The sequence below is a fragment of the Devosia sp. genome (genome assembly GCF_035944845.1).
GTDB lineage: Bacteria > Pseudomonadota > Alphaproteobacteria > Rhizobiales > Devosiaceae > Devosia_A.
In genome coordinates, this window is record NZ_DASZAW010000062.1 from 60346 (window position 1) to 84527 (window position 24182).

Annotated in this window: 22 protein-coding genes; 11 read left to right on the forward strand and 11 right to left on the reverse strand. The window is 66.5% G+C overall.

Translation table 11 applies throughout. The features are described from left to right. Positions 1–1005, reverse strand: a complete 1005-nt coding sequence (locus VGV07_RS10720; protein ID WP_326868677.1) for an ABC transporter permease — start codon at positions 1003–1005, stop codon at positions 1–3. Between the two features lie 66 nt (positions 1006–1071). Then, positions 1072–2955, reverse strand: coding sequence for an ABC transporter substrate-binding protein (locus VGV07_RS10725; RefSeq protein WP_326868678.1), 1884 nt, complete (start codon positions 2953–2955; stop codon positions 1072–1074). Between the two features lie 384 nt (positions 2956–3339). Here VGV07_RS10725 and VGV07_RS10730 point away from each other — a divergent pair, with 384 nt between their 5' ends. Then, positions 3340–4944, forward strand: a complete 1605-nt coding sequence (locus tag VGV07_RS10730) for a GH39 family glycosyl hydrolase (protein WP_326868679.1) — start codon at positions 3340–3342, stop codon at positions 4942–4944. A 336-nt stretch (positions 4945–5280) separates the two neighbouring features. Here the strand turns inward: VGV07_RS10730 and VGV07_RS10735 are convergent, their stop codons facing one another. Next, on the reverse strand, positions 5281–5940 hold the full coding sequence (locus VGV07_RS10735) for a GntR family transcriptional regulator (RefSeq protein WP_326868726.1): 660 nt from the start codon (positions 5938–5940) through the stop codon (positions 5281–5283). Positions 5941–6000: 60 nt separating this feature from the next. Next, a complete protein-coding gene (locus tag VGV07_RS10740; protein ID WP_414649936.1) occupies positions 6001–6996 on the reverse strand; it encodes a Gfo/Idh/MocA family protein in 996 nt (331 codons plus the stop codon). A 298-nt stretch (positions 6997–7294) separates the two neighbouring features. Here VGV07_RS10740 and VGV07_RS10745 point away from each other — a divergent pair, with 298 nt between their 5' ends. From VGV07_RS10745 to VGV07_RS10760, 4 genes are read left to right on the forward strand one after another with little or no spacing between them, the layout of a single operon-like run. After that, complete coding sequence (locus VGV07_RS10745; RefSeq protein ID WP_326868681.1) at positions 7295–8992, forward strand: IlvD/Edd family dehydratase; 1698 nt, start codon at positions 7295–7297, stop codon at positions 8990–8992. Continuing rightward, positions 8989–9858: an amidohydrolase family protein gene (locus VGV07_RS10750; protein WP_326868682.1), complete on the forward strand. Its 870-nt coding sequence runs from the start codon at positions 8989–8991 to the stop codon at positions 9856–9858. Before VGV07_RS10745 ends, VGV07_RS10750 begins: the two co-directional genes overlap by 4 nt. A gap of 13 nt (positions 9859–9871) precedes the next feature. Beyond that, entirely contained in the window at positions 9872–10804 is a 933-nt protein-coding gene (locus tag VGV07_RS10755) for a dihydrodipicolinate synthase family protein (protein ID WP_326868683.1), read from the forward strand. Further along, positions 10801–11586: an SDR family oxidoreductase gene (locus tag VGV07_RS10760; RefSeq protein ID WP_326868684.1), complete on the forward strand. Its 786-nt coding sequence runs from the start codon at positions 10801–10803 to the stop codon at positions 11584–11586. Before VGV07_RS10755 ends, VGV07_RS10760 begins: the two co-directional genes overlap by 4 nt. Before the next feature lie 72 nt (positions 11587–11658). On the opposite strand, the gene VGV07_RS10765 is transcribed toward VGV07_RS10760, so the two are convergent. The 3 genes from VGV07_RS10765 to VGV07_RS10775 form a co-directional block, all read right to left on the reverse strand. Next, positions 11659–12711 (reverse strand): ABC transporter permease, encoded by a 1053-nt coding sequence (locus tag VGV07_RS10765; RefSeq protein WP_326868685.1) that lies wholly within the window; start codon positions 12709–12711, stop codon positions 11659–11661. Further along, positions 12708–13496, reverse strand: a complete 789-nt coding sequence (locus VGV07_RS10770) for an ATP-binding cassette domain-containing protein (protein ID WP_326868686.1) — start codon at positions 13494–13496, stop codon at positions 12708–12710. Before VGV07_RS10770 ends, VGV07_RS10765 begins: the two co-directional genes overlap by 4 nt. A gap of 67 nt (positions 13497–13563) precedes the next feature. Next, on the reverse strand, positions 13564–14565 hold the full coding sequence (locus tag VGV07_RS10775; RefSeq protein ID WP_326868687.1) for a substrate-binding domain-containing protein: 1002 nt from the start codon (positions 14563–14565) through the stop codon (positions 13564–13566). A gap of 303 nt (positions 14566–14868) precedes the next feature. On the opposite strand from VGV07_RS10775, the gene VGV07_RS10780 reads away from it, so the two are divergent. Beyond that, positions 14869–15888 carry a substrate-binding domain-containing protein gene (locus VGV07_RS10780; protein ID WP_326868688.1) on the forward strand — a complete coding sequence of 340 codons (1020 nt, stop codon included), beginning with the start codon at positions 14869–14871 and terminating at the stop codon, positions 15886–15888. After that, positions 15779–16120 (forward strand): substrate-binding domain-containing protein, encoded by a 342-nt coding sequence (locus VGV07_RS10785; RefSeq protein ID WP_326868727.1) that lies wholly within the window; start codon positions 15779–15781, stop codon positions 16118–16120. The genes VGV07_RS10780 and VGV07_RS10785 overlap by 110 nt, the downstream gene beginning before the upstream one ends. Positions 16121–16153: 33 nt before the next feature. On the opposite strand, the gene VGV07_RS10790 is transcribed toward VGV07_RS10785, so the two are convergent. Beyond that, the gene (locus VGV07_RS10790; RefSeq protein WP_326868689.1) at positions 16154–16639 is read right to left on the reverse strand and encodes a helix-turn-helix domain-containing protein; all 486 of its coding nucleotides are present in this window, start codon (positions 16637–16639) and stop codon (positions 16154–16156) included. Positions 16640–16828: 189 nt separating this feature from the next. Between VGV07_RS10790 and VGV07_RS10795 the strand changes: the two genes are divergently transcribed. The 3 genes from VGV07_RS10795 to VGV07_RS10805 all read left to right on the forward strand — a co-directional run bounded on the left by VGV07_RS10795 (position 16829) and on the right by VGV07_RS10805 (position 19261). Then, positions 16829–17515 (forward strand): Type 1 glutamine amidotransferase-like domain-containing protein, encoded by a 687-nt coding sequence (locus VGV07_RS10795; protein WP_326868690.1) that lies wholly within the window; start codon positions 16829–16831, stop codon positions 17513–17515. A gap of 156 nt (positions 17516–17671) precedes the next feature. Beyond that, complete coding sequence (locus VGV07_RS10800) at positions 17672–18028, forward strand: YciI family protein (RefSeq protein ID WP_326868691.1); 357 nt, start codon at positions 17672–17674, stop codon at positions 18026–18028. A gap of 9 nt (positions 18029–18037) precedes the next feature. Continuing rightward, positions 18038–19261 carry an RNA polymerase sigma factor gene (locus VGV07_RS10805; protein ID WP_326868728.1) on the forward strand — a complete coding sequence of 408 codons (1224 nt, stop codon included), beginning with the start codon at positions 18038–18040 and terminating at the stop codon, positions 19259–19261. A 228-nt stretch (positions 19262–19489) separates the two neighbouring features. Here the strand turns inward: VGV07_RS10805 and VGV07_RS10810 are convergent, their stop codons facing one another. After that, a complete protein-coding gene (locus VGV07_RS10810; protein ID WP_326868692.1) occupies positions 19490–20350 on the reverse strand; it encodes a DMT family transporter in 861 nt (286 codons plus the stop codon). Positions 20351–20458: 108 nt separating this feature from the next. Here VGV07_RS10810 and VGV07_RS10815 point away from each other — a divergent pair, with 108 nt between their 5' ends. Continuing rightward, positions 20459–21928: a PLP-dependent aminotransferase family protein gene (locus VGV07_RS10815; RefSeq protein ID WP_326868693.1), complete on the forward strand. Its 1470-nt coding sequence runs from the start codon at positions 20459–20461 to the stop codon at positions 21926–21928. 153 nt (positions 21929–22081) lie between these two features. On the opposite strand, the gene VGV07_RS10820 is transcribed toward VGV07_RS10815, so the two are convergent. Both VGV07_RS10820 and VGV07_RS10825 read right to left on the reverse strand, forming a co-directional pair. Next, positions 22082–23452, reverse strand: a complete 1371-nt coding sequence (locus VGV07_RS10820; protein ID WP_326868694.1) for an NAD-dependent succinate-semialdehyde dehydrogenase — start codon at positions 23450–23452, stop codon at positions 22082–22084. 36 nt (positions 23453–23488) lie between these two features. After that, complete coding sequence (locus VGV07_RS10825; protein ID WP_326868695.1) at positions 23489–23980, reverse strand: hypothetical protein; 492 nt, start codon at positions 23978–23980, stop codon at positions 23489–23491. Positions 23981–24182 lie beyond the last annotated feature (202 nt).

The window sequence follows — 24182 nt, forward strand, 5'->3', positions numbered from 1 at the left end:
CTACCCCAGTTTCACGCGCGGATCGATGAGCGGATAGAGAACATCGATCACCAGCATGGCGGCCGCCACGGCGATGATGGCGATGGTGGTGACCCCGAGCACCAGGCTGTAATCGCCGGCATAAATGCCCGCGATCAGGAGCTTGCCGACACCGGGATAGTTGAAGACGAACTCGACGATGACAGCGCCGCCAAACACGTGCCCCAGCGTCAGCGCCAGGCCAGTGACCTGCGGCAGCATGGCGTTGCGGGCCACATATTGCGAGAACACCTTGCGACCGGGCACCCCGGCGAGCTCGGCATAGACCACATGGTCCTCGGTGACGATGTTGGAGACCAGCGAGCGCATCGAGATGAACCAGCCGCCCAGCCCGACGCAGACCAGCGTCAGCGCCGGGAGCGTGCCGTGCACCAGCACCGAGGAGACATACTCCCAGGTAAAGCCCGGCTCGAGATTGAGCTGCGCGCCGCCGCTGATCGGCAGCACCGGCCAGAGGTAGCCGAAGACGATGATCAGGGTCAGCCCGACGATATAGGTGGGGATCGGCTGCATCGACATGACGAACACGCCGACCGCCTTCAGCGCCCGGTTGTTGCGGAAGTAGCCGGCAAGCGCGCCGAGCAGGTTCCCCAGCGTCCAGGCAATGAGCGTCGCAAGCGTCAGGAGCCCCACCGTCCACGGCAGGGCGCGGCCGATCACCGTACTCACCGGGGTCGGAAAGGCTGAAAGCGAGGGGCCGAAATCGCCGGTCAGCACCCGGCTCCAGAAGGTGAAATATTGCTCGAGCAGCGAGCCGTCGGTGCCATAGAGCTCGCGCAGCGATTGCCGCAGCAGCTCGACCGAGCGCGGATCGGTGCTGCCGAAGTTGGTGAGCAGCGCCACCGTCTGCTCGATCGGATCGACCGGCGAGAAATGCGCGATCAGAAAGGCCAGCGTCACGCCGGTGAATACTACGAACAGGAACTGGCCCACTCGCTTCGTGAGATAGATGAGAAAACCGTGCATCCCGCCTCTCGGATCGGTTGGATCGGAGCGGACCAGCCGGCGAACCGGCTGGCCCTGGGTTGAGGGTTACGGGGTGGCTGCCTTCAGGCTCACCACCATGTAGCGAATGTTCGACCAGAAGGGACCCGAAGCCGAGTACGGGTTGTCGATGCTCGGGTAGTTGGTCCAGTATGTCGTGTCGAACGGCGCGAACTTGTTGTAGGCCATCAGCGGGATCATCGGCATTTCCTCGACGGCGAGCTTGAGGAAATCCTGGCCCAGCTGCTTCACCTCGGGCGCATCGAAAGCGACCGTGCGGTTGCGTTCGATGATTTCGTCGAGGCGCGGGTCCTCCCAGCGCTGCAGGTTGCGCGGCGGCTGGATCTCACCCACCGGCTTGATGAACTCCGAGTGGTAACTATCGAGGAAGAAGCTGAGGTCGGGATGGCCGCCCCAGGTCTCGATGGTCCAGAAGATCGCCGTCTCGAAGTCACCGGTGCCCAGCCGCTGGCCATTGGTCGGACCGGCCACGTCGACCTTGGCGTCGATGCCGGCCTGGCTCCATTGCTGGGCGATGGCGGTGCCGGCGCGGGCCAACGTCGGGATCGCATCGCCTTCCACCTGTACCCGGATGGTGAAGGGCGTGCCGTCGGGCTTCATCCAGCGGTTGCCCTGCTTGGTGAAGCCGGCCTTCTGCAGCAGCTCGGTCGCCGCCTGCACATCCTGCTTCCACCAGCCGAAGCCGAAGGTGCGCTTCAGCCGCTCCGGATCGGTCGGGATCTGGTCGCCCCATTGCGGGCGGACCATCTTGGCCAGTTCTTCGGCGATGTTGGGGTTATAAGGCTTGATCTTGCGGGTTCCGGTATCGAGCTCGAAATTGGTGAGCCAATCCTGCATCGGCACGAAATAATCGTCGGGGGCCGAGCCGGTCGGCGGCGTCGCCAGAGCCGAAAGGTTGGCGGCGCCGCGATAGGAGCCGAGCGCCACGGCCCGGATATCGATCAGCAGCGCCAGGGCCCAGCGGACGTCCTTGTTATCGAACGGCGCCTTTTTGGTGTTGAACAGCACCGAGGGCAGCGTCGGGTCAGGATGGGCGAAAGGGAACCCGCTAAGCCAGGCGGCGGCGCTCGGATTGTCCTTCATGATCGAGAACATGCCCTCGGGCGTGATGTCGTTGATCACGTCGAGGTTGTGGTTTCGCTGCTCGATGACGCGGGCTTCCGGGTTGCCGGCGGCGCGGTACACCACATACTTCACCTGCGGCTGGCCCCAATCCATGCCGATCGTGGTGCGCTGCCAGTCGTCGCGCAGCTTCCAGATCGTCCAGTTGCCCGCCTTGTCGTAGCTGTGCAGCACGTAAGCACTCAGCGATACCGGCGGGTTGAAGTTGTAGGCCAGCGGATCTTCGACTTTCTCGAAGATATGCTTGGGCATGATCCAGGCAGCGTTCCAGCGCACGGTGAACAAGGCATGGAAACGCGAGTTCGGCGCCTTGAGCTTGAACACTACGGTATCGCGATCCGGCGCTTCCACCGACTCAACGTTGACGCCGAATGCCGCGGCCCAGTTCATGCCGGGGTGATCGATCAGCGTCTGGACGGTGTAGACCACGTCGTCCGCAGTGAACTCCACGCCGTCGCTCCAGTAGACGCCCTGTCGCAGCTTCACCGTCATCTCGGTGAAGTCGGCGTTGTAGATCGGCGGCTCGGTCGCGAGCGCGTTCTGCCACGGGTTGGCGCCACCCTCCGGGTTGATGAACCAGAACGTGTCGGCCGACAGCTGCTGCGCACCGTTCGTGGTGGCACCGCCACCGGGCGCCCAGATGTTGAACCAGTCGGCGTTCTGCGCTGTCGGCCCCTGAATGATCAGCGCCTCGTTACGCGGAATGCCGGCGATAAAATCCTGCGCGATCGCCGGTAGCGCCAATAGTGTCGCCACCGCCGCCACTGCGACTGTCTTCAGAAACCTCATCTTGCTGCTCCTCCCGGCTCGCATGCGAACCCCGTTTTTCGTCGGATCGATGAAAGACTTGAGAGTCCGCGCCTGCTTCCCGCACCTCGCCTGAAGGTCCGCAAAGCACTCCATGGTCGACGGGCTCACGGTGGCTTTTATCGACAATTTCTATCGTCTCGGCAACCCTTGTCGGCGCAGATTCGCGAAATTTGCCGGAAAACCCACGTTCTGAGACGAAACTGTCGGGCACCGCCAGAACGTATTATTGACAAAGAGGCGATAATCCATAGTTTGGCGTCTCGTTGGCGAACCGCTCCCGCGCGAGCGTTCCGCCGTGCGACTTTACGATCGGCCAGACTTCCGGGAGGGGGCTGGCAATTGAGCGCCAGCCAAGGATGGATGATGAGCAGTTCTATTGACGTGAGCATCGCGGTTCACGCCGACCGCCGGACCGGGCCCTACAGGCCGCTATGGAATTGGTTCGGCTATGACGAGCCGAACTACACCTATTCGGAGCACGGCAAGAAGCTGCTGCGCGAGTTGACCGAGCTCAGCCCCGAGCCGCCACGCATCCGCACCCATAACCTGCTCACCAGCGGCGACGGCCTGCCGGCGCTGAAATGGGGGTCGACCAACGCCTATACCGAAGATGCCAACGGCAACCCGGTCTATGACTGGACCGTGATGGACAAGATCTTCGACGCCTATGTCGAGGCCGGCAACATCCCCTTGGTGCAGATCGGCTTCACGCCCGAGGCGCTGTCGAATTTCGACGGCCCATACCGGCACCAGTGGGCGCCCAACGACAAGTACGCCACCATCACCACCGGCTGGACCGCCCCGCCGAACGACCTGAAGAAATGGGGCGACCTGATCGAGGCCTGGGCCAACCACATGGCCGATCGCTATGGCCGCGACGTGGTCGAGGGCTGGCCGTGGGAAGTGTGGAACGAGCCCGACGGCCACTACTGGACCGGCACGATCCCTGAGTTCTGCGAGATGTATGATGTCAGCGCCCGGGCGGTGAAGCGCGCGCTGCCCAAGGCGCGGGTCGGCGGCCCGCATGTCTGTGGCGGCTTCAACAGCCCAAAGGCACAGACCTTCATGCGCGCGTTCCTGCAGCACGTGGTCGACCACAATTCGCCGATCGACTTCATCGCCTTCCATGCCAAGGGCAACCCGGTGGTCTACAAGGACCATGTGCGAATGGGCATCCACAAGCAGCTCAAGGACATCGACACCCATCTGGGGATCATCAACGAGTTCCCCTCGCTTCGGCACCTGCCGATCGTCATCGGCGAGTCCGACCCAGAGGGCTGCGCCGCCTGCTCGGCCCGCTACCACCCGCAGAACGGCTACCGGAACGGGCCGCTCTACGGCGTCTATGTGGTCGAAAGCATGCTGCGCACCTATGAGCTGGCGGCGCGCGCCGACCTCACCATCGAGGGCGCGGTCACCTGGGCCTTCCTGTTCGACGACCAGCCCTGGTTCGATGGCTTCCGCGATCTCGCCACCAACGGCGTCGACAAGGCGGTGCTCAACGGCTTCCGCATGCTGGGCAAGCTCGGCGGCGACTGGCTCGAGACCACCAGCACGCAGCGCCAGCCGCTCGCGGACCTGGTGGCCGATGGCGTGCGCGGCGCCCCCGACGTCAACGTCGTCGCCACCCGCGACGACACCGGCATCAGCGTGCTGGTCTACCACTACCACGACGACGACGAAGCCGGCCCGAGCGCCGAGCTGACGATCGCTATCGATGGCTGGACCGGCAAGCCGCCCGCGCTCCGCCACTACCGCATGGACGAAACGCACTCCAACGCCTTCGGCGTCTGGAAGGCGATGGGCAGCCCGCAGAACCCGACCAGCGCCCAATACGCCGAGCTCGAGGCGGCCGGCCAGCTGGCCGAGATCGAGAACGTCGGTGCAGTCGCGGTCGAGAACGGCAAAATCCTGCTCCGCACCACGCTCCCCCGCCAGGGCGTCTCCCTGCTGCGGCTGGAAGCGTAAGCGAAGCACAGCGCGCGCCCACCTCCCAGGGCGCGCGCTGTATTATTTGAGCGGTACACCGGCCTATCCGTGATCCTCCCCCGCGTGGCGGGGGAGGGGGACCACGCGAAGCGTGGTGGAGGGGGCGGCCAGAATCTGCGGCCTGCCCCATCCTCCCACCGGCGGTGCGACTTGAGGATGGCGCGCGCCTGTTACGATTACTCGCCCACTAGGGGGCGGCTACATCCGCGCGCCGACTGTGCGTTTAGCAGCCCCCTCCACCAGCTTCGCTGGTCCCCCTCCCCCGCCACGCGGGGGAGGATCACGGAGAGACCGGTGCGCGCCTCCGAATGCCCCTCAGCTCACATGCGCCAGGTAATTCCGCTTGCTCGGCTGCAGATGATCGACGCACAGCTGCGCCAGCACCCAGTTGTCGCTGCCCTTCAGCATTTCGATCATCAGGCGGTGGTGCTCGTGCGACACCCGCAGCGAGGCCTTGTCGGCCATCGAGTTGGCGCGCACCGGCAGGCTGAGCCGCATATAGAGCTCGATCGATTGCACCAGGTGGGCGTTGCCGCAGGCGCCGAACAGCTTGAGGTGGAAGCGGTCATTGGTCTCGTGCACGCCGCGCAGGTAACCCGCTTCGATGTGCCGGCCATGCTCTTCGTGGATGGCGGTCAGCTCGGCGATCAGTGCGTCGGGCACCGGCAGCGGGATCCACAGCGCCGCCTGGCGCTGCAGCAGTTCGCGCACCGCATAGATTTCCTGCACCTCGCGCGGCGACAGCGAGCGCACCGTGGCGCCCTTGTTGCGCTCGCGCACCACGACGCCCATCGCCTCGAGCTGCACCAGCGCCTGGCGGGCGAAGTGGCGGGTCACCCGGAAGCGGGCCAGCAGCATGTCCTCGGTGAGCCGTGTGCCCGGCGCCAGCCGGCCGAAGATGATGTCCTCCTCGAGCGCCCGGGCGATGGTGAGATCGTCGTGCTCCTGCGGGGGCGGCCTGACGTCATCCCTCAAAGACAATTGGTCCTCCAACTGGTCGTTCGCCGGCGCGTGCCGGCGGCGAAGCAATCGACACTATCGCGGTTCGGCCGCCGGGTCGAACCGGCTCAGGCGGTAGATATCCTCGACCAGCCGCAAGGTCCGGAGGTTATCTTCGGGCGCCGTCTCGAAGCTGTTGCCGCTCTCGAGCGCATCGAGAAAATGGCCGATCGCCGCATCATACGAGCCCTGGTAGGTGGCATCGGGATCGAAGCTGTGCCGGCGTGGCGAAGCGGCGCTGAGGCTGAGGTTCGAGCCGAGCAGTTCCACCGTGCCGAGCGAACCGAAAATACGCAGGTGATCACGCGGCGCCGGCGGCTGCCCGTGGACGGCGAGGTTGCCCGTGACGTTGACCACCAGCCCATCTGCCGGCCGGCGCAGCACCACGGCCGCCACGTCCTCGGCAACGATCTCGTCATTGCTGCGCTCGAGCCGCGCCGCCACCACCTCGAGTTCGCCGAGCAGGTAACGCAGCGTATCGAGATGGTGGATCAGCACCTCCATGACGAGCAAACGCGGCTGGGTGCGAAAGAACGGCTGCCGGACCAGAGCCGGCCGCAACCCGTCCGGGCCGACGAGCATGCCGGACGACAGGAACTCGAAGCTCACCTGCCGGATTTCCCCGGCAATGCCCTCATCGAGCCAACGCTTCAGTTGCCGATAGTAAGCACGGAACCGCCAGTTCTCGTGCACCATCAGCCGCGTCGGCGGCATGACGCCCGCCACCACCGCCTCGGCTTCCGGCAGATCGATCCCGAGCGGCTTCTGGCACAGGATGTCGAGCTGCCGGCCGGCTGCCAGCCGGACCATTGCCGCATGCGTCTCGCGCGGCGAGCAGATATCGACGGCGTCGAGTTGCTCGGCCGCGAGCATTTCCGTCGCGCTGGCATAGACCCGCTCAATGCCGTAGGCCGTCGCCCGCTGCCCGGCCGCGTCAGCCGACGGATCGGCAATGGCGACGATCTCGGCACGCTGGCGCTGCCGACCCCAGGCCGGCAGATGGTAGCCGGTCACCCAACCGGCTCCGATCATACCGATGCGGCGGATTTGGGCTTCGGACACGACCATCATCCCGTAGAGAACGTTCCTGCCTCACTGCCCTCACGGCGCTATTTTGTCAATAATCAACCGCCAATCCAGTCTATCATCACTTCGGATGCGTATCACCGGATTGCCCGATAACCACAGCTTCAAGGCCGTGATTCACCCGCGCGCCCGGCCAGCCAACGCTGGATAGTCGGGTACTTGTTTATTGACAATCCAATCGACGCGGCTAATTTGGAACGACACAACGGCGGGCGTAAGCATAAGGCGCCGCTAGGAGGATTAGGTGCCTGACGGCCTTCGTCGCAAGCTGACATCATATGGGGACCAGGGCTTTTCGCTGTTCCTGCGCAAGGCCTTCATCAAGGCGATGGGTTATTCCGACGATGCGCTCGATCGGCCGATCGTCGGCATTGCCAATACCTACTCCGATTACAACCCCTGCCACGGCAACGTGCCGCAGCTGATCGAAGCGACCAAGCGCGGCGTCATGCTCTCGGGCGCGCTGCCGATGGTGTTTCCCACCATCTCGATCCATGAAAGCTTTGCCTCCCCCACCTCGATGTACCTGCGCAACCTGATGGCGATGGAAACCGAGGAGATGATCCGGGCCCAGCCGATGGACAGCGTGGTGCTGATCGGCGGCTGCGACAAGACCTTGCCGGCGCAGATCATGGCGGCAGCCAGCAGCGACATCCCCGCGGTGTTCCTGCCGACCGGGCCGATGGCCACCGGCCACCACAAGGGCGAGCGGCTCGGCGCCTGCACCGATTGCCGCCGTTTCTGGGCCCGCTATCGCGCCGGTGAGATCGACGAGGCCGAAATCAACGAGGTCAACAACCGGCTGGTGAGTTCGGTCGGCACCTGCACGGTGATGGGCACTGCGAGCACCATGGCCAACCTCACCGAGGTGATGGGGCTCTGCCTGCCCAAGGCCGGCTCGGCGCCCGCTACCGAAGCCGACCGCGTCCGCCTCGCCGAGGGAACCGGCCGCCTCGCCGGGCGCCTTGCCGCCGAGGGCGGCCCGACGGTGCGCGAACTCCTGACCCCGGCTGTGCTGAAGAACGCCATGGTGGCGTTGCAGGCAATGGGCGGCTCGACCAATGCCGTGGTGCACCTCGCAGCGATCTGCGGCCGGCTCGGGCTGAAGCTCGATACGGGGCTGCTCGATGAGGTCGGCCGGCGCGTGCCGCTGCTGGTCGACCTGCAGCCTTCGGGCCAGCACTACATGCAGCAGTTCCACCAGGCCGGCGGCGTTCCGGCACTGCTGAAGGAGGTACGGAGCGAGCTCGATACCAGCGTTCCCACCATCCACGGCCGGAGTATCGGCGAGATCATCGATGCTGTCATCGACGAGCCGGGCCAGACCATCATCCGCACCATGGCGGCGCCATTGAAGCCGATCGGCACGCTGGCCGTGCTGCAGGGGAACCTGGCGCCGCGCGGCGCCATCATCAAGCAGTCGGCCGCCTCGAAGTCACTGATGCAGCACCGCGGCCGGGCCGTGGTGTTCGAATCCACCGAAGACCTCGCCAACCGGCTCGACAGCGACGATCTCGACGTGCACCCCGACGATATTCTGGTGCTGCGCAATGCCGGCCCAAGGGGTGCGCCGGGCATGCCCGAGGCCGGCTATATGCCTATTCCGCGCAAGCTTGCCCGACAGGGCGTCAGGGACATGGTGCGGATTTCCGATGCCCGGATGAGCGGCACCGCCTTCGGCACCGTGGTGCTGCATATCGCGCCCGAATCCGCCGACAATGGACCCCTGGCGATCGTCAGGACCGGCGATTTCATCGTGCTCGACGTGCCGGCACGTCGCCTGCACCTCGATATCCCCACCGAAGAGTTCGAGCGCCGCATGGCTGCCTTGCCTGACCGGGCCCCGACGCCGCGCCGTGGCTATGCCGAGCTCTACCACAGTCGCGTCACCCAGGCCGACCAGGGCGCCGATTTCGATTTCATGCAGGGCCAGCCCTCGTGAACCCGAGCGAGGCGCCGCTCTGCCTGCCGCCACGGCCGCTGGCCCCGATCCCCCGCCCCCTGCCCGACGGCACGGTGGACACGCATTTCCACGTCTTCGAGCAAGGCGCGCCGCTCGCCACCCCGCGCAGCTACACCCCCGAGGTGCGCACCCTTGCCGACTGGCAGGCCTATGCCAGCGCGGCGAACATTGCCCGCGGCATCCTCGTGCAACCCAGTGTCTACGGCTTCGACAACAGCGTGCTGCTCGCGGCGCTGGCCGGCGACCCGGCCCGCCTGCGGGGCATCGTCGTGCTGCACCCCGAAACCGACAGGGCCGAGTTCCGCCGTCTCGATGCGCTCGGCGTGCGCGGCGTGCGCATCAACACCCGCAACAAGGGGGGCCTGCCGTTCAGCGCCATTGCCGCGCTTTCGGCCCGCATCGCCGATCTGGGCTGGATGCTGCAGTTCCAGGTGCGGCCGGCGCAGCTCGAGGAGATCGGCGCGCTGCTGCCCGCCCTCGCCTGCAAGGTCGTGCTCGACCATCTGGGCTTTGTCGACCTCGATGCTGCCGATGCCGAAGCGCAGCTGAGCAAGATCCAGCGGCTGCTCGACAGTCCCTTTTGCTACACCAAACTCTCGGCCCCCTATCGCCTGACCCGTGCCGCGACCTATGCCCCTTTCGGTGCGGCGGCGCGGCAGCTGCTGGCTTCGCACCCCGAGCGCCTGCTATGGGGCAGCGACTGGCCGCACACCGAACTGTTCGATCAGATGGCCGACGATGCCGAGCTGATCGAACTGACCCATGGCTGGCTGGCTGATCCCGGCGTCGCGCGGCAGGTGCTGGTCACCAATGCCGAGGCGCTGTTCTTTGCCGGCGACGACTGATCCGGAGTTCAAGATGACCAGACTGACTGAAGCCGCACGCGGCGTTTACGTGATTGCCGTGACCCCATTCGAGGAAAACGGCGCGCTCGACCTCGAAAGCGTCGATCGCATGGTGGATTTCTACGAGGCGGCCGGCGTCGACGGGCTGACCGTACTCGGCCAGTTGGGGGAAGCGCCCAAGCTCACCGCCGAGGAATCCAAGCTCGTGGTCGAGCGCGTTCTGAAGCGCCTCAATGGCCGCCTCCCCGTGGTGGTCGGCGTCTCTGCCCCCGGCCTCGCGCCGATGCAGGAACTCGCCACCGCCGTGATGGGCGAAGGTGCGGCCGGCGTCATGGTGGCGCCGCCCTGGACCATCAAGACCGACGACCAGGCCTATGGCTTTTACCAGTCGGTGGGCGAGGCACTCGGCGACACGCCGTTCGTGCTGCAGGATTATCCGCTCACCACCAACGTGACGATCGCCCCCAAGGTTATCGACCGGATCGTAAAGGATGTGCCCAACTGCGTGATGCTGAAGCACGAGGATTGGCCGGGGCTGTCGAAGATCACGGCGCTGCGCGCTTCCTCCGACAAGGGTGAGACGCGCCGCATCTCGATCCTTTGCGGCAATGGCGGGCTGTTCCTTCCTGAGGAAATGGGCCGCGGCGCCGATGGCGCGATGACCGGCTTCTGCTACCCCGAAATGATGGTCGGCGTGGTGCGCGAGCACGTCGCAGGCAATCTCGATCGCGCTGCCGAACTGTTTGCAGCCTATCTGCCGCTCGCCCGTTACGAACAGCAGCAGGGCATCGGCCTTGCGGCGCGCAAATATGTGCTGGCCAAGCGCGGTGTCATCAAATCGGGGACGTTGCGTAAGCCCCGTCCGGTGCTCTCGGCCCTCGATATCGCCGATGTCGAGCGCCTGCTGAGCGCCCAGGCCAGACGTCTCGCGGAGATCGGCGCATGAAGCTCGGATTGGAACACCGCAAGGCGCTGGTGCTCGGCGCCAGCAAGGGGCTCGGCGCCGCCATCGCCATCTCCCTCGCCAACGAGGGGGCCCAGGTGATCGGCGCTTCGCGCAGCGTCGACATGATCGCTGCCCTCAACGGCCGGCTCGAGCCGGAAGCCACCGGTCGGATCACCGGCCTCCCCCTCGACCTCACCGACAAGGCCAGCCGCGATGCCCTGCTGCAGCAGGTGCTGGCCCAGGGCGGTGTCGATATCCTCATCAACAATACCGGCGGGCCGGCGCCCGGCGAAGCGCGCTCCACCGGGTCGGAGGCCTGGGCCGGCGGCTTCGACGCCATGGTGCTGAGCCTCATCGAGATCACCGGGGCATTGCTGCCCAAAATGGTCGAGCGCCAGTGGGGCCGCATCGTCACGCTGACCTCATCAGGCGTCGAATCCCCAATCCCCCGCCTCGCCATTTCGAACGGGCTGCGCGCCGCGGTACTGGGCTGGTCGAAGACCCTCGCCGCCGAAGTGGCGGCCGACGGCATCACCGCCAACATCATCATCACCGGCCGCATCCATACCGACCGCGTCGACCAGCTCGACGCAGCCGCCGCCCAGCGCCAGGACACCACGATCGAAGCGATCCGCAAGGCCTCGCTCGCCACCATCCCGGCGGGCCGTTACGGCAAGCCCGAAGAGCTTGCCGACGTCGTCACCTTCCTCGCCAGCGACCGCGCCGGCTACGTCACCGGGGCAAAGATCCGCGTCGATGGCGGCATGATCAGGTCGGTTTAGGCCGATCGAGGATCTACCCACAAGCGCAGTTCGGTTGCGGGTACCGCTCGGTGGAGCGGCGCCCGCCCGTCGCTAGCGGTAGCGGACCTGGTTCCAGCGGTGCCCGAGCAGCGACAGGATAATGATCAGCCCGTAGAAGAACTGCACATAAAATCCCGAGAGCCCGACCCCGACGACGCCGGTCTGGATGAACGACACGGTGAACGCGCCGATGGCGCTGCCGATCACCGTGCCGATGCCGCCCCACGGCGCCGTGCCGCCGACGAACACCGAGGCGAGGCCCGGGAGCAGGAAGCTGTCTCCCGATGTCGGCCACCAGGTGTAGTTGATGAATACCGCGAACACTCCGGCGAGCGCAGCGCCCAGGCCGACGAACACGAAGGTCTGCAGCCGCACGCGCCGCACGTCGATGCCCATCTGCTGGGCCGCGTCGGGGTTGTCGCCGACGATATGGACGCGCACGCCGAAGCGATGGCGGTTGTAGATCAGCGAGCACACCCCGACGAATGCCAGCACCCACACCACCTGCAGCGGAATGCCGAACACTTCGCCCGCAAAGATCTTGTAGGCCGTGCTCTGCGGCAGGGTGACGAGGGCGATCGAGCGGCCTTCGGTCTGGATCTGGATGAGGCCGCGCAGCATGAAGTTCATGCCCAGCGTGGCTATCAGCGACGAGAGGTTGGCGTAGACCACCAGCCAGCCGACGCAGATGCCGATCAACAGGCCCGTAGCGATGGCGGCGACGAGCCCGATGAACGGATCGTACCCCGCCTGCACCACCAGCGCGAAAGCCCATCCCGACATGCCGATGGTGGCCGGAAACGACAGGTCGATCTCGCCGACCGTCACCACATAGACCAGCGGCACCACCACGAACAGCACTACCGGCAGCCCGATCAGCACCGCCCGATAGATGCTCCACTGCGAGAACACCGCCGGGTTGCCGACAAAGAACACCGCAATCATCAGGACGAAGACGAGGAGCGAACCGAGCGCCGGCCGGTTGGCCATGACGAAGCGGCGCAGCCGCGACTGGTCGGCGTGCTTGCCGTCGGCGACGCGTCGCACCGCGTTGGCGTCGAGCTTCATCGGAGCAAGCGGTTTGTCAGTTGCGTTGTCGGTCATGCCGCGTCTCCCGCATGTCGAGCCGCCGCGTCGAGCTGGGCGGGATGAGCAAGCTCTTCCATGAATTTGATCAGCGCTTCGGCCGAGCCGAGCTCGGCCTTGCTGAGCTGGGCCGCGACCCGGCCGCGATCGAGCACCACGAAGCGGTCGGAGATGTCGTAGACATGGTGGATATTGTGGCCGATGAACAGGATCGACCGCCCGGCGGCCCGCGCCTGTTCGACGAAATGGAACACCTTGGCGGTTTCGGTAAGCGACAGCGCCGTGGTCGGCTCGTCCAGAATGATCAGGTCGGCCTGGTTGTAGATGGCGCGGGCGATCGCCACGCCCTGCCGCTCGCCGCCCGAAAGCTGCCCGACGATCGAGTCTGGACCGAACACCTTGGAGGTAAAGCCGATCTCGCGCATCAGCCGCGAGGCCTCCTCCCGCTGCCGGCGCACCCGCAGGAAGCCAAGCGGGCCCACGATCTCGCGACCCATGAAGATGTTCCAGGTGATGGTCTGCTGCACCGCCAGGGCACGATCCTGAAACACCGTTTCGATGCCGGCCTCGCGCGACTTGGCGGCGTTCCAGCCGGTGACCGGTTTGCCCCGGACCAGGATCTCGCCGGTGGTCGGCTGCACCGCGCCGGCGAGGATCTTGATCAGCGTGGATTTGCCGGCGCCGTTATCGCCGACCAAGCCCACCACTTCTGCCTGCTCGACATGCAGGTCCACGCCGCCCAGGGCATAGACCTGTCCATATGATTTCTTGATGTTCCTGAGCTCGATGATGCGCTCGCTCATGGTCCCTCGCTCGTGCCGAAATAGCGAGCCCGGCACAATGGCCGGGCTCCAGTGGGAGAGATCGAACTCAGCGCAGGCCTTCGATCGCCAGCGCTGCCACCGCTTCGTAATTGTCCGGCGTGACGAACCCGGCGCCGGTATCGACGTTCACGGCGCCAAGGCCGTAGACGACCTGCTGGCAGAGCGACAGGATCGGCATATAGCCCTGCAGGAACGGTTGCTGGTCGGAAGTCAGCTGGACCCAGCCGTTCTTGAACGCGTCGATGATCTGCGGGCTGGTATCGAAGCCGATATTGATGACCTCGCCGGCCTTCTTGCCTGCGGCCTGCATGTAGGTCGCGGCGTTGCCAAGCGGCTGCCCGCCGGGATAGGCGATCAGCTTGACGTCGGGGTTGGCGGCGACGGCGGCAGTGATGACCGGGATGCCGACATTGGGGTCGGTGCCGAGGCCTTCCGGGCTCTGCAGCTTGACCACCTTGAGCCCGGCATCCTCGAAGGCCTTCAGCGTGCCCAGTTCGCGCTCGGCGCGCTCGATCTGCGACCAGTCGCTCATTACGATCGCCACGTCGCCCGACTTGAGCCCGAAGCGGCGAATGGCCTCTTCACCCAGCGCCCTGCCCTGCGGCCCCTGCTGCGCCCCCACATAGGCGCCGCCGAACTTGGCCGTCACTTCGTCGACCGGCACGTTCTGGTACATCATCTTGATGCCGGCCTTGGAGGCCTCTTCGGCCAGCGGCATGATCGCGGCGTTGCCGGGATGTCCCATCATGGCGATGCCGGCCGGCTTGGCGCCGATGGCTTCGCGCAGTTGCTGGGTCATCTTCTCCGAGCTCCAGCCCGAAAAGATGTAGTCGACCTTGGCGCCCAGGTCCTTTTCTGCCTGCTTGGCCCCGTTGTAGACGATCGAAGCGAAGGCATCGCCTTCGGCGCCGCCGGCAAAGAAGCGGATGGTGACGTTGGAGCACCATTTGTCGCGCAGCGCTTCGGCCTTCGCGACCGAGGCAATACTCGACAATGCCACGGTCGCGAGCACGACGGTCGCCACCGACTTAACCAGACTACCAGACATTTCCTGTTCCTCCCCACGTGCATGGCGCACGATTGACGTGCCGCTATCTCGAGCCGGCACCACTCGTTCGTTCCAACGGCGGGGCCTCCCTGCCCTGCCGCCTCCCCGCTCTGGCGTTGTCGTCGCCGCGGCTATGTCGTGGTCGTTGCGGGCCCAGGCCTGCCAGCCATGCTCAAAGCCAGCTCTTTCTATTGCAGTCACCGATTCAACGACCGTAAGCGCTTACGAATGGACCGTAAGCGCTTACGACGCTATTATTTTGCTCTTCTCCGTGTCAATAGGCGGCTGAAGAGCGAGGAATTCATGCGCGGAATCGCACGCCTGGCCAAAGAGCTGGGCATCTCCACCGGCACGGTTTCGCGTGCCCTGAACGATCGACGCGACGTGAGTCCGGCAACGCGCGAACTGGTTCTGGCCACCGCCAAGCGCCTCGGCTACGCCCCCAACCAGGCGGCTCGCACGCTGGCGCTCGGCACCACCCGCTCGATCGGCTTCATGATGGATCTCGACCGCGAGGCCGCAGCCAGCAGCGAATACTTCTTCATGGGCGTGTTCGATGGCGTGCAGACGGTCTTTGCCGAGCACAATCTCGATCTGCTGGTGCTGCCTCGCCCCACCAAGCTCAATGCCGTCTCCTACCTGCAGCGCTATGTCTCACGCGGCGTGTTCGACGGCATGATCCTTGCGGCGACGCAACGGACCGACCCTCGAATCGAGTTCCTCGAATCGGCCGGACTGCCGTTCGCAACCCTCGGCCGTAGCGGCTCGGGCAAGAACTATCCCTGGATCGACCTCGATTTCGAAGGTGTGGCGGAGGCAGCGATCGACCGGCTGGTCGCCGCTGGCCATCGCCGTATCGCCGTGACGGTCCCGGCCGACAACATCAATTTCGGTCCGATCTTCGCCGCCGCCTATGAGCGGGCCCTTGCCCGGCACGGCATCGGTTTCGACCCGCAACTGGTCTTCGCCCGGGGGCGAAACGAAGCCGTCGGCTATCGTCTGGTGGATGAACTGGCGCTCGTCCCGAACCCGCCAACCGCGGTGCTGCTGATCTTCGAGACCGTGGCCATCGGCATGTACCGCCGCATGGCCGAGCTTGGTCAAATCCCCGGCCGCGACCTCGCCATTATCGGCTTTCGCGATGAGCCGACGGTGCGCTTCCTTACCCCCTCGCTGACCTGCTTTGCCACCTCCCTGCACGAGGTGGGCGAGGATCTGGCGCGGGCATTGCTGGCGCGGTTGCCGGGCCAGGGCGCCGAGCCCCACGACGAGGCGGTACGCAAGCTCGCTCCCCTGGCCATCCGACCCGGCGAAAGCGGCTGACGCACCGGCCTCAGCCCAGGCGCTGGCCGAAGCGGGGCGCACCGTGCCCGGCGATGTGTCGATCGTCGCCTTCGACAATGACGAGATCGCCGGCTACCTGCGCCCCGGGCTCACCACCATCGCCCTGCCCCACGAGGCCATGGGCCGCGCCGCGGTCAGCCTGCTGCTGTCGGCCGAGGCGAGCGGCGAACACCTTGTCCCCATGCCGGTGATCGAGCGCGCCTCGATCTGACGGGCCGGCGAACTCCGACGCGCCGAGGCCCCATCACCGGCTGGCCAGGGCGGCTTCATAGGCCGACTGCATCATGGCGAGGGCGGAGCGTTCGGGGCGCGGGCCGCCCAGATGCAGATATCTGAGTTCGTCCATGAAGTCGGACCAGAGCGCCGGTCCGCCGCGTTCGAGGATCTCCGCCCTGACCGAGAGTTCCCTCGAAGCGGGGGTGTGGCGTAAGCCCCAGCTGCCGAGAATTGCCATCATCGGGACCAGCTCGATCGCCTTGTCTGTCAGCCTGTAGATCGACTTCTGGTTGTGCTGCGGATCTGCTGCGCGCGACAGCAAACCGTTGGCGGTCAAACGCTTGAGTCGATCGGCCAGGATGTTGGACGCGATCCCTTCCATGCTGCCGCCCAGCAGCGCCCGGAAGGTCCGATGGCGGCCGAACATGATGTCGCGCAGCACGATCAGGCTCCAGCGGTCGCCGAAGGCCTCGAGGGTGAGGTTGATCGGGCATCCCGAGTATCGGCGCTGCATCGCAATCCCCCCGCCAGACCGGTTGCAAAATCGCGATAGTTTCGGTCGTTTGCTTGCTGATAGCAAAATGAAACGGCACTGGCGTGGCGCCTTGAGCTACGGTTCCCAGCTCGGTGACCAGGCCGGTTTCGTGGTCGATGGGTGCGGCGCCGCGTGGGCGGCGCCGACGAATGCTTCGGAGAGGTCGCCATGAAGTTTCTTCTCACGTCCGGCGGGATCAGCAATCGGAGCATTTCTGAAGCGCTGGTGGCGCTCCTTGGCAAGCCCATCGCCGAGTCGAGCGCCTTGATCATCCCGACCGCCATCTACCCCTTCGCGGTAGGGCCACAGATGGCGTGGCGGGCGATCAGCGGCAATGGCCCGAACCCGGCAGCCGAGCTGGGCTGGAAATCTCTGGGCGTGCTGGAACTTACCGCGCTTCCCACCATCCGCAGCGAGAACTGGATACCTGCGCTGGAGGCGACCGACGCCCTGCTCGTCTGGGGTGGCGACGTGCTCTACCTGACCCATTGGATGCGCCAATCTGGACTGGCCAAGCTGCTGCCTGCGCTGGCCGACACGGTCTATGTCGGTGTGAGCGCGGGCAGCATTGCGGTCACCCCATACAACTGCGACGCCGAGTTCGACCTGCAGTTCGTTCCCGATGGCAGCGATATGGGGCAGGACGCCGACCGGGCCCTGGGCCTTGTCGATTTCACGCTCTACCCGCACCTCAACCACCCCGAGATGCCCGATACGACCCTTGCCAATATCGGGAAATGGGCCGCCGGCATCCCCGTGCCGACCTATGCCATCGACGACCAGACCGCCATCAAGGTGCTCGACGGCAAGCCGGAAGTCATCTCCGAAGGATCCTGGCACCGCTTCACCCCATGAGCCCCTGCTGCACCCTGATCGGTGGCCGAGCCTGTTGAAACGGTGAATGGCCCGGTGCACAAATCGCCCCGACAATAATTCCGCCCCTCCTGTCGATCTCGGCTTACCTCCGTTCGACCGATCGCCGGTAGCAACTGCCAACCAATGGAGATGACCATGCAGTACCTGCTGATGATCTATGGCGACGAGGCGGCAATGGGCGCAGCGACGCCGGAACAGGGCAAGGCCATGGGCGAGGCCTATGCACGCTTCACCCAGGATATCGTCAAGAGCGGCCACCTCAAGGGCGGCGACAAGCTGAAGCCCTCGAGCACCGCCACCACCATCCGGCGCGGCGACGGCAAATCGCTCACCACTGACGGGCCGTTTGCCGAAACCCGCGAGCAGCTTTCGGGCTACTACATCATCGAGGCGAAAGACCTCGACGAGGCCCTGATGATTGCCGGCAAGATGCCGTTCAGTGCCGGCGCGGTCGAAGTCCGCCCGATCGACAGCCTCGCCCGTCAGTACTGAGTGGGCCCGCTGCTCGATAAAGCCGCGATCGAAGCGGTCTATCGCCATGAGGCGGGGAGAGTGCTGGCCACTCTCATCCGCCTCGTCGGCGATTTCGAACTCGCCGAGGAAGGCGCGCAGGATGCCTTCGAGGCAGCGCTGTTGCGCTGGCCAGCGTCCGGGCTCCCCGACAATCCGCGCGCCTGGCTGGTCAATACCGGCCGACACAAGGCCATCGACCGCATCCGGCGCCGCGTCACCCTGCGCGGCAAGCTGAAGATCCTGGCGGCAGAGAGCAGTATTGCCGGGCCGGAGGCCGATCTCGAGGAGATCGAGGACGACCGGCTGCGGCTGATCTTCACCTGCTGCCACCCGGCATTGGCGCTCGAAACCCGAGTGGCGCTGACGCTGCGCACCGTGTGCGGGCTGAGCACCGCCGCGGTCGCCAGCATCTTCCTCGTCAGCGAGGAAACCATGGCCCAGCGCCTGGTGCGGGCCAAATCGAAGATCCGCGAGGCCGGCATCCCCTATGAGGTGCCCGGCCGCGAACTCCTCGCGGAACGGCTCGCCGGGGTGCTGGCGGTGGTCTACCTGGCGTTTACCGAGGGCTATGCCCCGAGCGCCGGCACGGCGACCACCCGGCCGGAACTCTGCACTGAGGCGATCAGGCTTTGCCGGCTGCTCGACCAGTTGCTGCCGGACGAACCCGAAATCGCCGGCCTCCTCGCCCTGATGCTGCTGCATGCCGCGCGGCTCGACGGCCGCAGCGACGGCGCCGGCGAGTTGCTGCTGCTCGAAGAGCAGGATCGGACCCGCTGGGATCGTGCCGCTATTGCCGAGGGCAAGGCTCTGGTCGAACGCGCGCTCTCCGCACCCCGCCGTATCGGCCCCTACGGCGTGCAGGCGGCAATCGCCGTGCTCCATGCCGAGGCGCCGAGCTTCGCCGCGACCGACTGGCCGCAGATCGCAGCGCTCTACCAGGTGTTGCTGCGCCTCGCCCCCACCCCGGTGGTCGAACTCAATGCCGCGGCGGCCCGCTCGATGGTCGAGGGGCCGGAGCCGGCACTGCAACTGGTCGATGCGCTGACGGCAACCGGTGCGCTCGACAGCTACTGGCCGCTCCACGCGGCGCGCGCCGACCTGCTCGGCCGGATGGGGCGAAAGACCGAGGCGCAGGCGGCTTACGCCCGCGCACTACCGTTGGTCCGGCTCGAGGCCGAGCGGCGGTTGCTGGAGCGCAAGATGCGGAGGTGATGGCCCTCCTGCCGCAATTTCGCACCACCGGTGGTCTCGCGTCCCCTCGCCCCTTTGGGGAGAGGGTCAGGGTGAGGGGTAGCCAAGCACGCCGGCCGTTGGGCTGCCTTGCTATGCTGATGCCGGTGCGCTTGGCGCCCCTCAACCCCACGAATGAGGCCGGCGGCCTCATTCGCCTCCCTCTCCCCAGAGGGCGAGGGGGCGGCGCGGCCGGTGCACCCCCTACCCTCACTTCGCGAACCGCCGCGCCCCCGCGACACAGCCGATCACCGCCACCGTCACCAGCAGCATGGCCGGCGTCACCGTCTCGCCCAGGAGGCTCGCCGCCAGCGCCAGCCCGAAGAACGGCTGCAGCAGCTGCAACTGCCCCACGGCCGCGATACCGCCCTGCGCCAGCCCGCGATACCAGAACACGAAGCCGATCAGCATGCTGAACAGCGACACGTAGCCGAGGCTCAGCCAGGCGGGCAGACTTACGGCGGCAAACGACACCGGCCACCAGAGCACCGTCAGTACCGCCATCGGCGGCAGCGACAGCACCAGCGCCCACGAGATCACCTGCCAGCCGCCCAGCGTGCGCGACAGCTTTGCGCCCTCGGCATAGCCGAGACCGCAAACGATGATCGCTGCGAGCATCAGCCCGTCGCCGAGCGGCGAGGCGTCGAGCCCCTGCGCCAGCGCAAACCCGGCGACCAGCAGGCTCCCGCCGAGCGAGAACGCCCAGAACGCCGGCTTCGGCCGCTCGCCGCCGCGGATCACCCCGAAGATCGCCGTCGACAGCGGCAGCAAGCCGATGAAGACGATGGAATGGGCCGAAGTGACGTGCTGCAGCGCCAACGCCGTCAGCAGCGGAAACCCCACCACCACGCCCAACGCGACGATGAGAAGCGAAACGAGATCCCGCACCGCCGGCCTCGGTTGCCGAAACGCCAGCAGCAAGCCGAACCCCAGCGCCCCGGCTATGCTGGCCCGTGCCACCGTCAGGAATACCGGATCGAACGCCTGCACCGCCAGCCGGGTCGCCGGCAGCGAGCCCGAGAAAATGATCACCCCGATCAACCCGTTGAGCCAGCCGGTTGTCGACTGCATGGACATTTCTCCGTTCAACCAGGCCATTCCGATCTGAACCTCGTGGCCTTATCGGTTGTGGCGATCGACGCCGCCAGCTACAGTCCAGTACACCTTGGACAAACTGTTATGGTGACGGATACAGTACAGGCTGCGCCGCAGGGCCGCATCGCGCAGGTCATGGCGGTGATCAACGGGCGCATCGCCGCCCGCAGTCTCGTCGCCGGCGCAAGGCTACCCTCGGTGCGGGCGCTGGCCCGCTCGGCCGGGGTTTCGGTGTCGACGGTGGTCGAAGCCTACAACCGGCTGGTTGCCGAAGGGACGATCGTCTCGCGCCCCGGCTCGGGGTTCTATGTGGCGCCGCAACTGGCGCCGATGCAGCTCCGCGCCGTCGGCCCGCAACTCGATCGGGCCATCGATCCGCTCTGGGTGTCGCGCCAGTCGCTCGAGGCCGACGACGGGGTGCCAAAGCCGGGCTGCGGCTGGCTGCCGGCCGCGTGGCTCGCCGAACAGAGCCTCAGGAAAGCCCTGCGCAGCGTCTCACGTGCGGGGGTCGATGCGCTGGCCGGTTACGGCGCGCCGCTCGGCCTGCCGCCGCTCCGCCAGTTGCTCAGCCGCCGGCTCGGCGAACGCGGCGTCGAGGTATCGCCCGACCAGCTGATGCTCACCGAAAGCGGCACGCAGGCCATCGACCTCCTCTGCCGCTTCCTGCTCGAGCCCGGCGATACGGTCCTCGTTGACGACCCGTGCTACTTCAACTTCCAGGCGCTGCTGCGCGCTCATCGGGTGCGGGTGGTCAGCGTGCCCTACACGCCCAACGGCCCCGATATCGAAGCCTTCGCGACGACGCTGGCGGCGGAAAAGCCGCGCCTCTACATCACCAATTCGGCAATCCACAACCCCACCGGCGCCACCCTGTCGCCCGCCGTGGCGCACCGCGTGCTCAAGCTCGCCGACCAGCATGGGCTCACCATCATCGAAGATGACATCTTCGCCGATTTCGAGCCGACGCCGGCGCCACGCCTCGCCGGCTTCGACGGATTGGAACGTGTCATCCAGATCGGCAGCTTTTCCAAAACCCTCTCCGCTTCGGTGCGCTGCGGCTTCATTGCGGTCAGACCTGATTGGCTCGAGCCGCTGATCGACCTGAAGATCGCCACCATGTTCGGCGGCGCCCGGCTCAACGAGGAGCTGGTGCACGCCGTGCTGAGCGACGGACGCTTCCACCGCCACACCGAAGCGGTGCGATTGCGACTCGAACGCGCCCGCAGCGAGGTCGGCGACCGGCTGCGCGAGCTGGGCATCACCCCCTGGCTCGAGCCGCGCGCCGGCATGTTCCTCTGGTGCACGCTGCCGGATGGACGCGATTCCGCCGAACTCGCCCGCGCCGCGCTGGCACATGGCATGGTGCTGGCCCCCGGCAACGCCTTCAGCGCCGCCCAGACGGCTGGAGGATTCATGCGCTTCAACGTGGCCCAGATGGATGAGGGGAGTTTTGCGGCGCTGCGGCGTGCTTTGAGGGCTGTCGCTGAACGGGAGGTCGGCGAACCGGCTGCGCCACAACGCCCCCTCGCCCCTCTGGGGAGAGGGCTGGGGTGAGGGGCGCCAAGCGCGCGAGAGCTAGCTGTTGGGCCCACCTGAAGACGCAGAGGCTGGTGTGCCTGGCGCCCCTCACCCCTGACCCTCTCCCCAGAGGGGCGAGGGGACGCGAGACCACCGCCGGTACTTCGACCGTAACACGAGAGTGCCGCCCTAACTCCCCCAAACCAGCTTCGCATTGGTCAGCTCCCGCGCCCCCAACGCCCCGAGCTCTCGCCCGAACCCTGAGCCCTTCACCCCACCAAACGGCGCCCGCGGATCGGAGCGGACGAAATCGTTGATGAAGACCGCCCCGGCCTCGAGCCGATCGGCCACCCGCCGTGCCCGCTCGGCATTGGAACTCCACACCGCGCCGCCCAGCCCATACTCGGTGGCGTTGGCCAGCCGGACCGCCTCATCCTCGCCATCGAACGGAAACAGCAGCGCCACCGGGCCGAAGAACTCTTCGGCGACGATCGGCGCCTTGGGGTCGACGCCGACGATCACCGTGGGCTCGTAATAGTTCCCCGGGCCGTCCAAGCGCTTACCACCGAGCACCACCCTGCCCCCGGCCGCCACCGCGTCGCGCACCTGCCGCTCGGTGGTTGCCACCAGGTCGGCCCGTGCCATCGGGCCGAGCCTGGTCGTGGGGTCGGCGGGGTCGCCGACCGCCAGCGCCGCAGCCGCTGCGGCAAAGCCCGCGACATAGGCGTCGAATACGCTGCGCTCGACGAGGAAGCGCTTGGCAGCGATGCAGCTTTGCGCATTGTTGGAAAAGCGCGACACCACTCCGAGCTTTATGGCCTTGTCCAGTTCGGCATCGGCAAAGACGATGAACGGGTCCGAGCCGCCGAGTTCGAGCACCACTTTCTTGCCCACCGAACCCGCCGCCTCCGCCACGGCACGGCCAGCTTTGGTTGAGCCGGTGAGGGTCACCGCGCGGATCCGCTCGTCGAGCACGATCTTCCGAGCCTCGTCGGCGATAGTCTCGTTGGGGATGGCGAGGTTGGCATAGAGCCCGGCCGGGCCTCCGGCGTCGCGCACCAGTTGCTCGATGGCGCGGGCCGCGCCCTGCACCGTCTCGCCGTGCTTCACCAGCACCACATTGCCGGCCAGCGCCGTCGGGATGAAGAAGCGCAGCACCTGCCAGAACGGCAAGTTCCACGGCATGATGCCGAAGATCGGGCCGAGCGGCTGGTAGCGCACCCGCGACGGCGTCCCCTCGATCGGCTGGTCAGCCAGATAGGCCGGGCCTTCGGTCGCGAAATGCCGGGCCCCGCTCGCCGCCTTCAGCACCTCGGCCTTCGCCTCGCCGATGGGCTTGCCCATCTCCTGGGTAATCAGCGCCGCATAGGCATCAGCACGCTGCTCGAGCAGGTCGCCGATCCGCGCCATGAGCGCGCTGCGCTCGTTGAGCGGCGTCTGGCTCCAGCTCTGCCAGGTGCTCCAGGCCGACTCGAGCTTCCGCTCGATCTCGGCAGCGCTGTCGGCAGGGTAATCAGCAATGGGCTGGCCGGTCGCCGGGTTGATCGATTTGAGCGGCATGCTTTCCTCCTCATTTCGGCGTCCGTTCGGCGGACGTCACAAACTCCAGGCCAGGGCCAGCCCGAGCAGCGCGGCGCCCGCGACGACGGTGACCAGCCGGCGCGCCGGTGCCAGCGCCAGGGCCAACATCCAGATGGCTGAAAGCGCCATCCAGCTGAGCTCCATGCCGCCGATCAGCTGCAAGGCGACCATTGCCACCGCTGCGCCGAGCCGCGTCGGCCCGGCCGGCAGCACAGCCTCGGCCACCAAAGCACTCCCGGCGATCGCCAGCAGCGAGGGGGTACCAAGCGCCACCGGCTCCAGCGCCAGACCCAGGCCAGTCGCCACCACTGTCGGCGGCGCGACACAGACGAGGGTCAGCCGCATCGCCGCCCGCCAACCGTGCCGCGCGGCGTCGGCAATCTCGTGCACGGCGCAGGGCAGCATCATGGTGGCTGCCATCAGCCCCCACATCAGCGCCACCCCCGGCAGCAGCGTCAGGCCGCTGGTGCCGCAGAGTGCCTCGATCCCGCCGGCGCTGAGGGCCATGAGCCCTGCCCAGCCCAAAGCCGTTGCCGCCGCGACAGCGGCGAAGGCAGGCCATCGCACGAGCGCCAGTTGCAAGGTTCGTGCCGCGCTAGCTGGCTGAGAGAGACGGCCCCCTCCCATCCTCCCCCATGAAGGGGGAGGTGCCCGGCCGGTGTGCTTGGCACGATCGAAGAAAGAGCCCCAAATCTTCACCTCCCCCTTC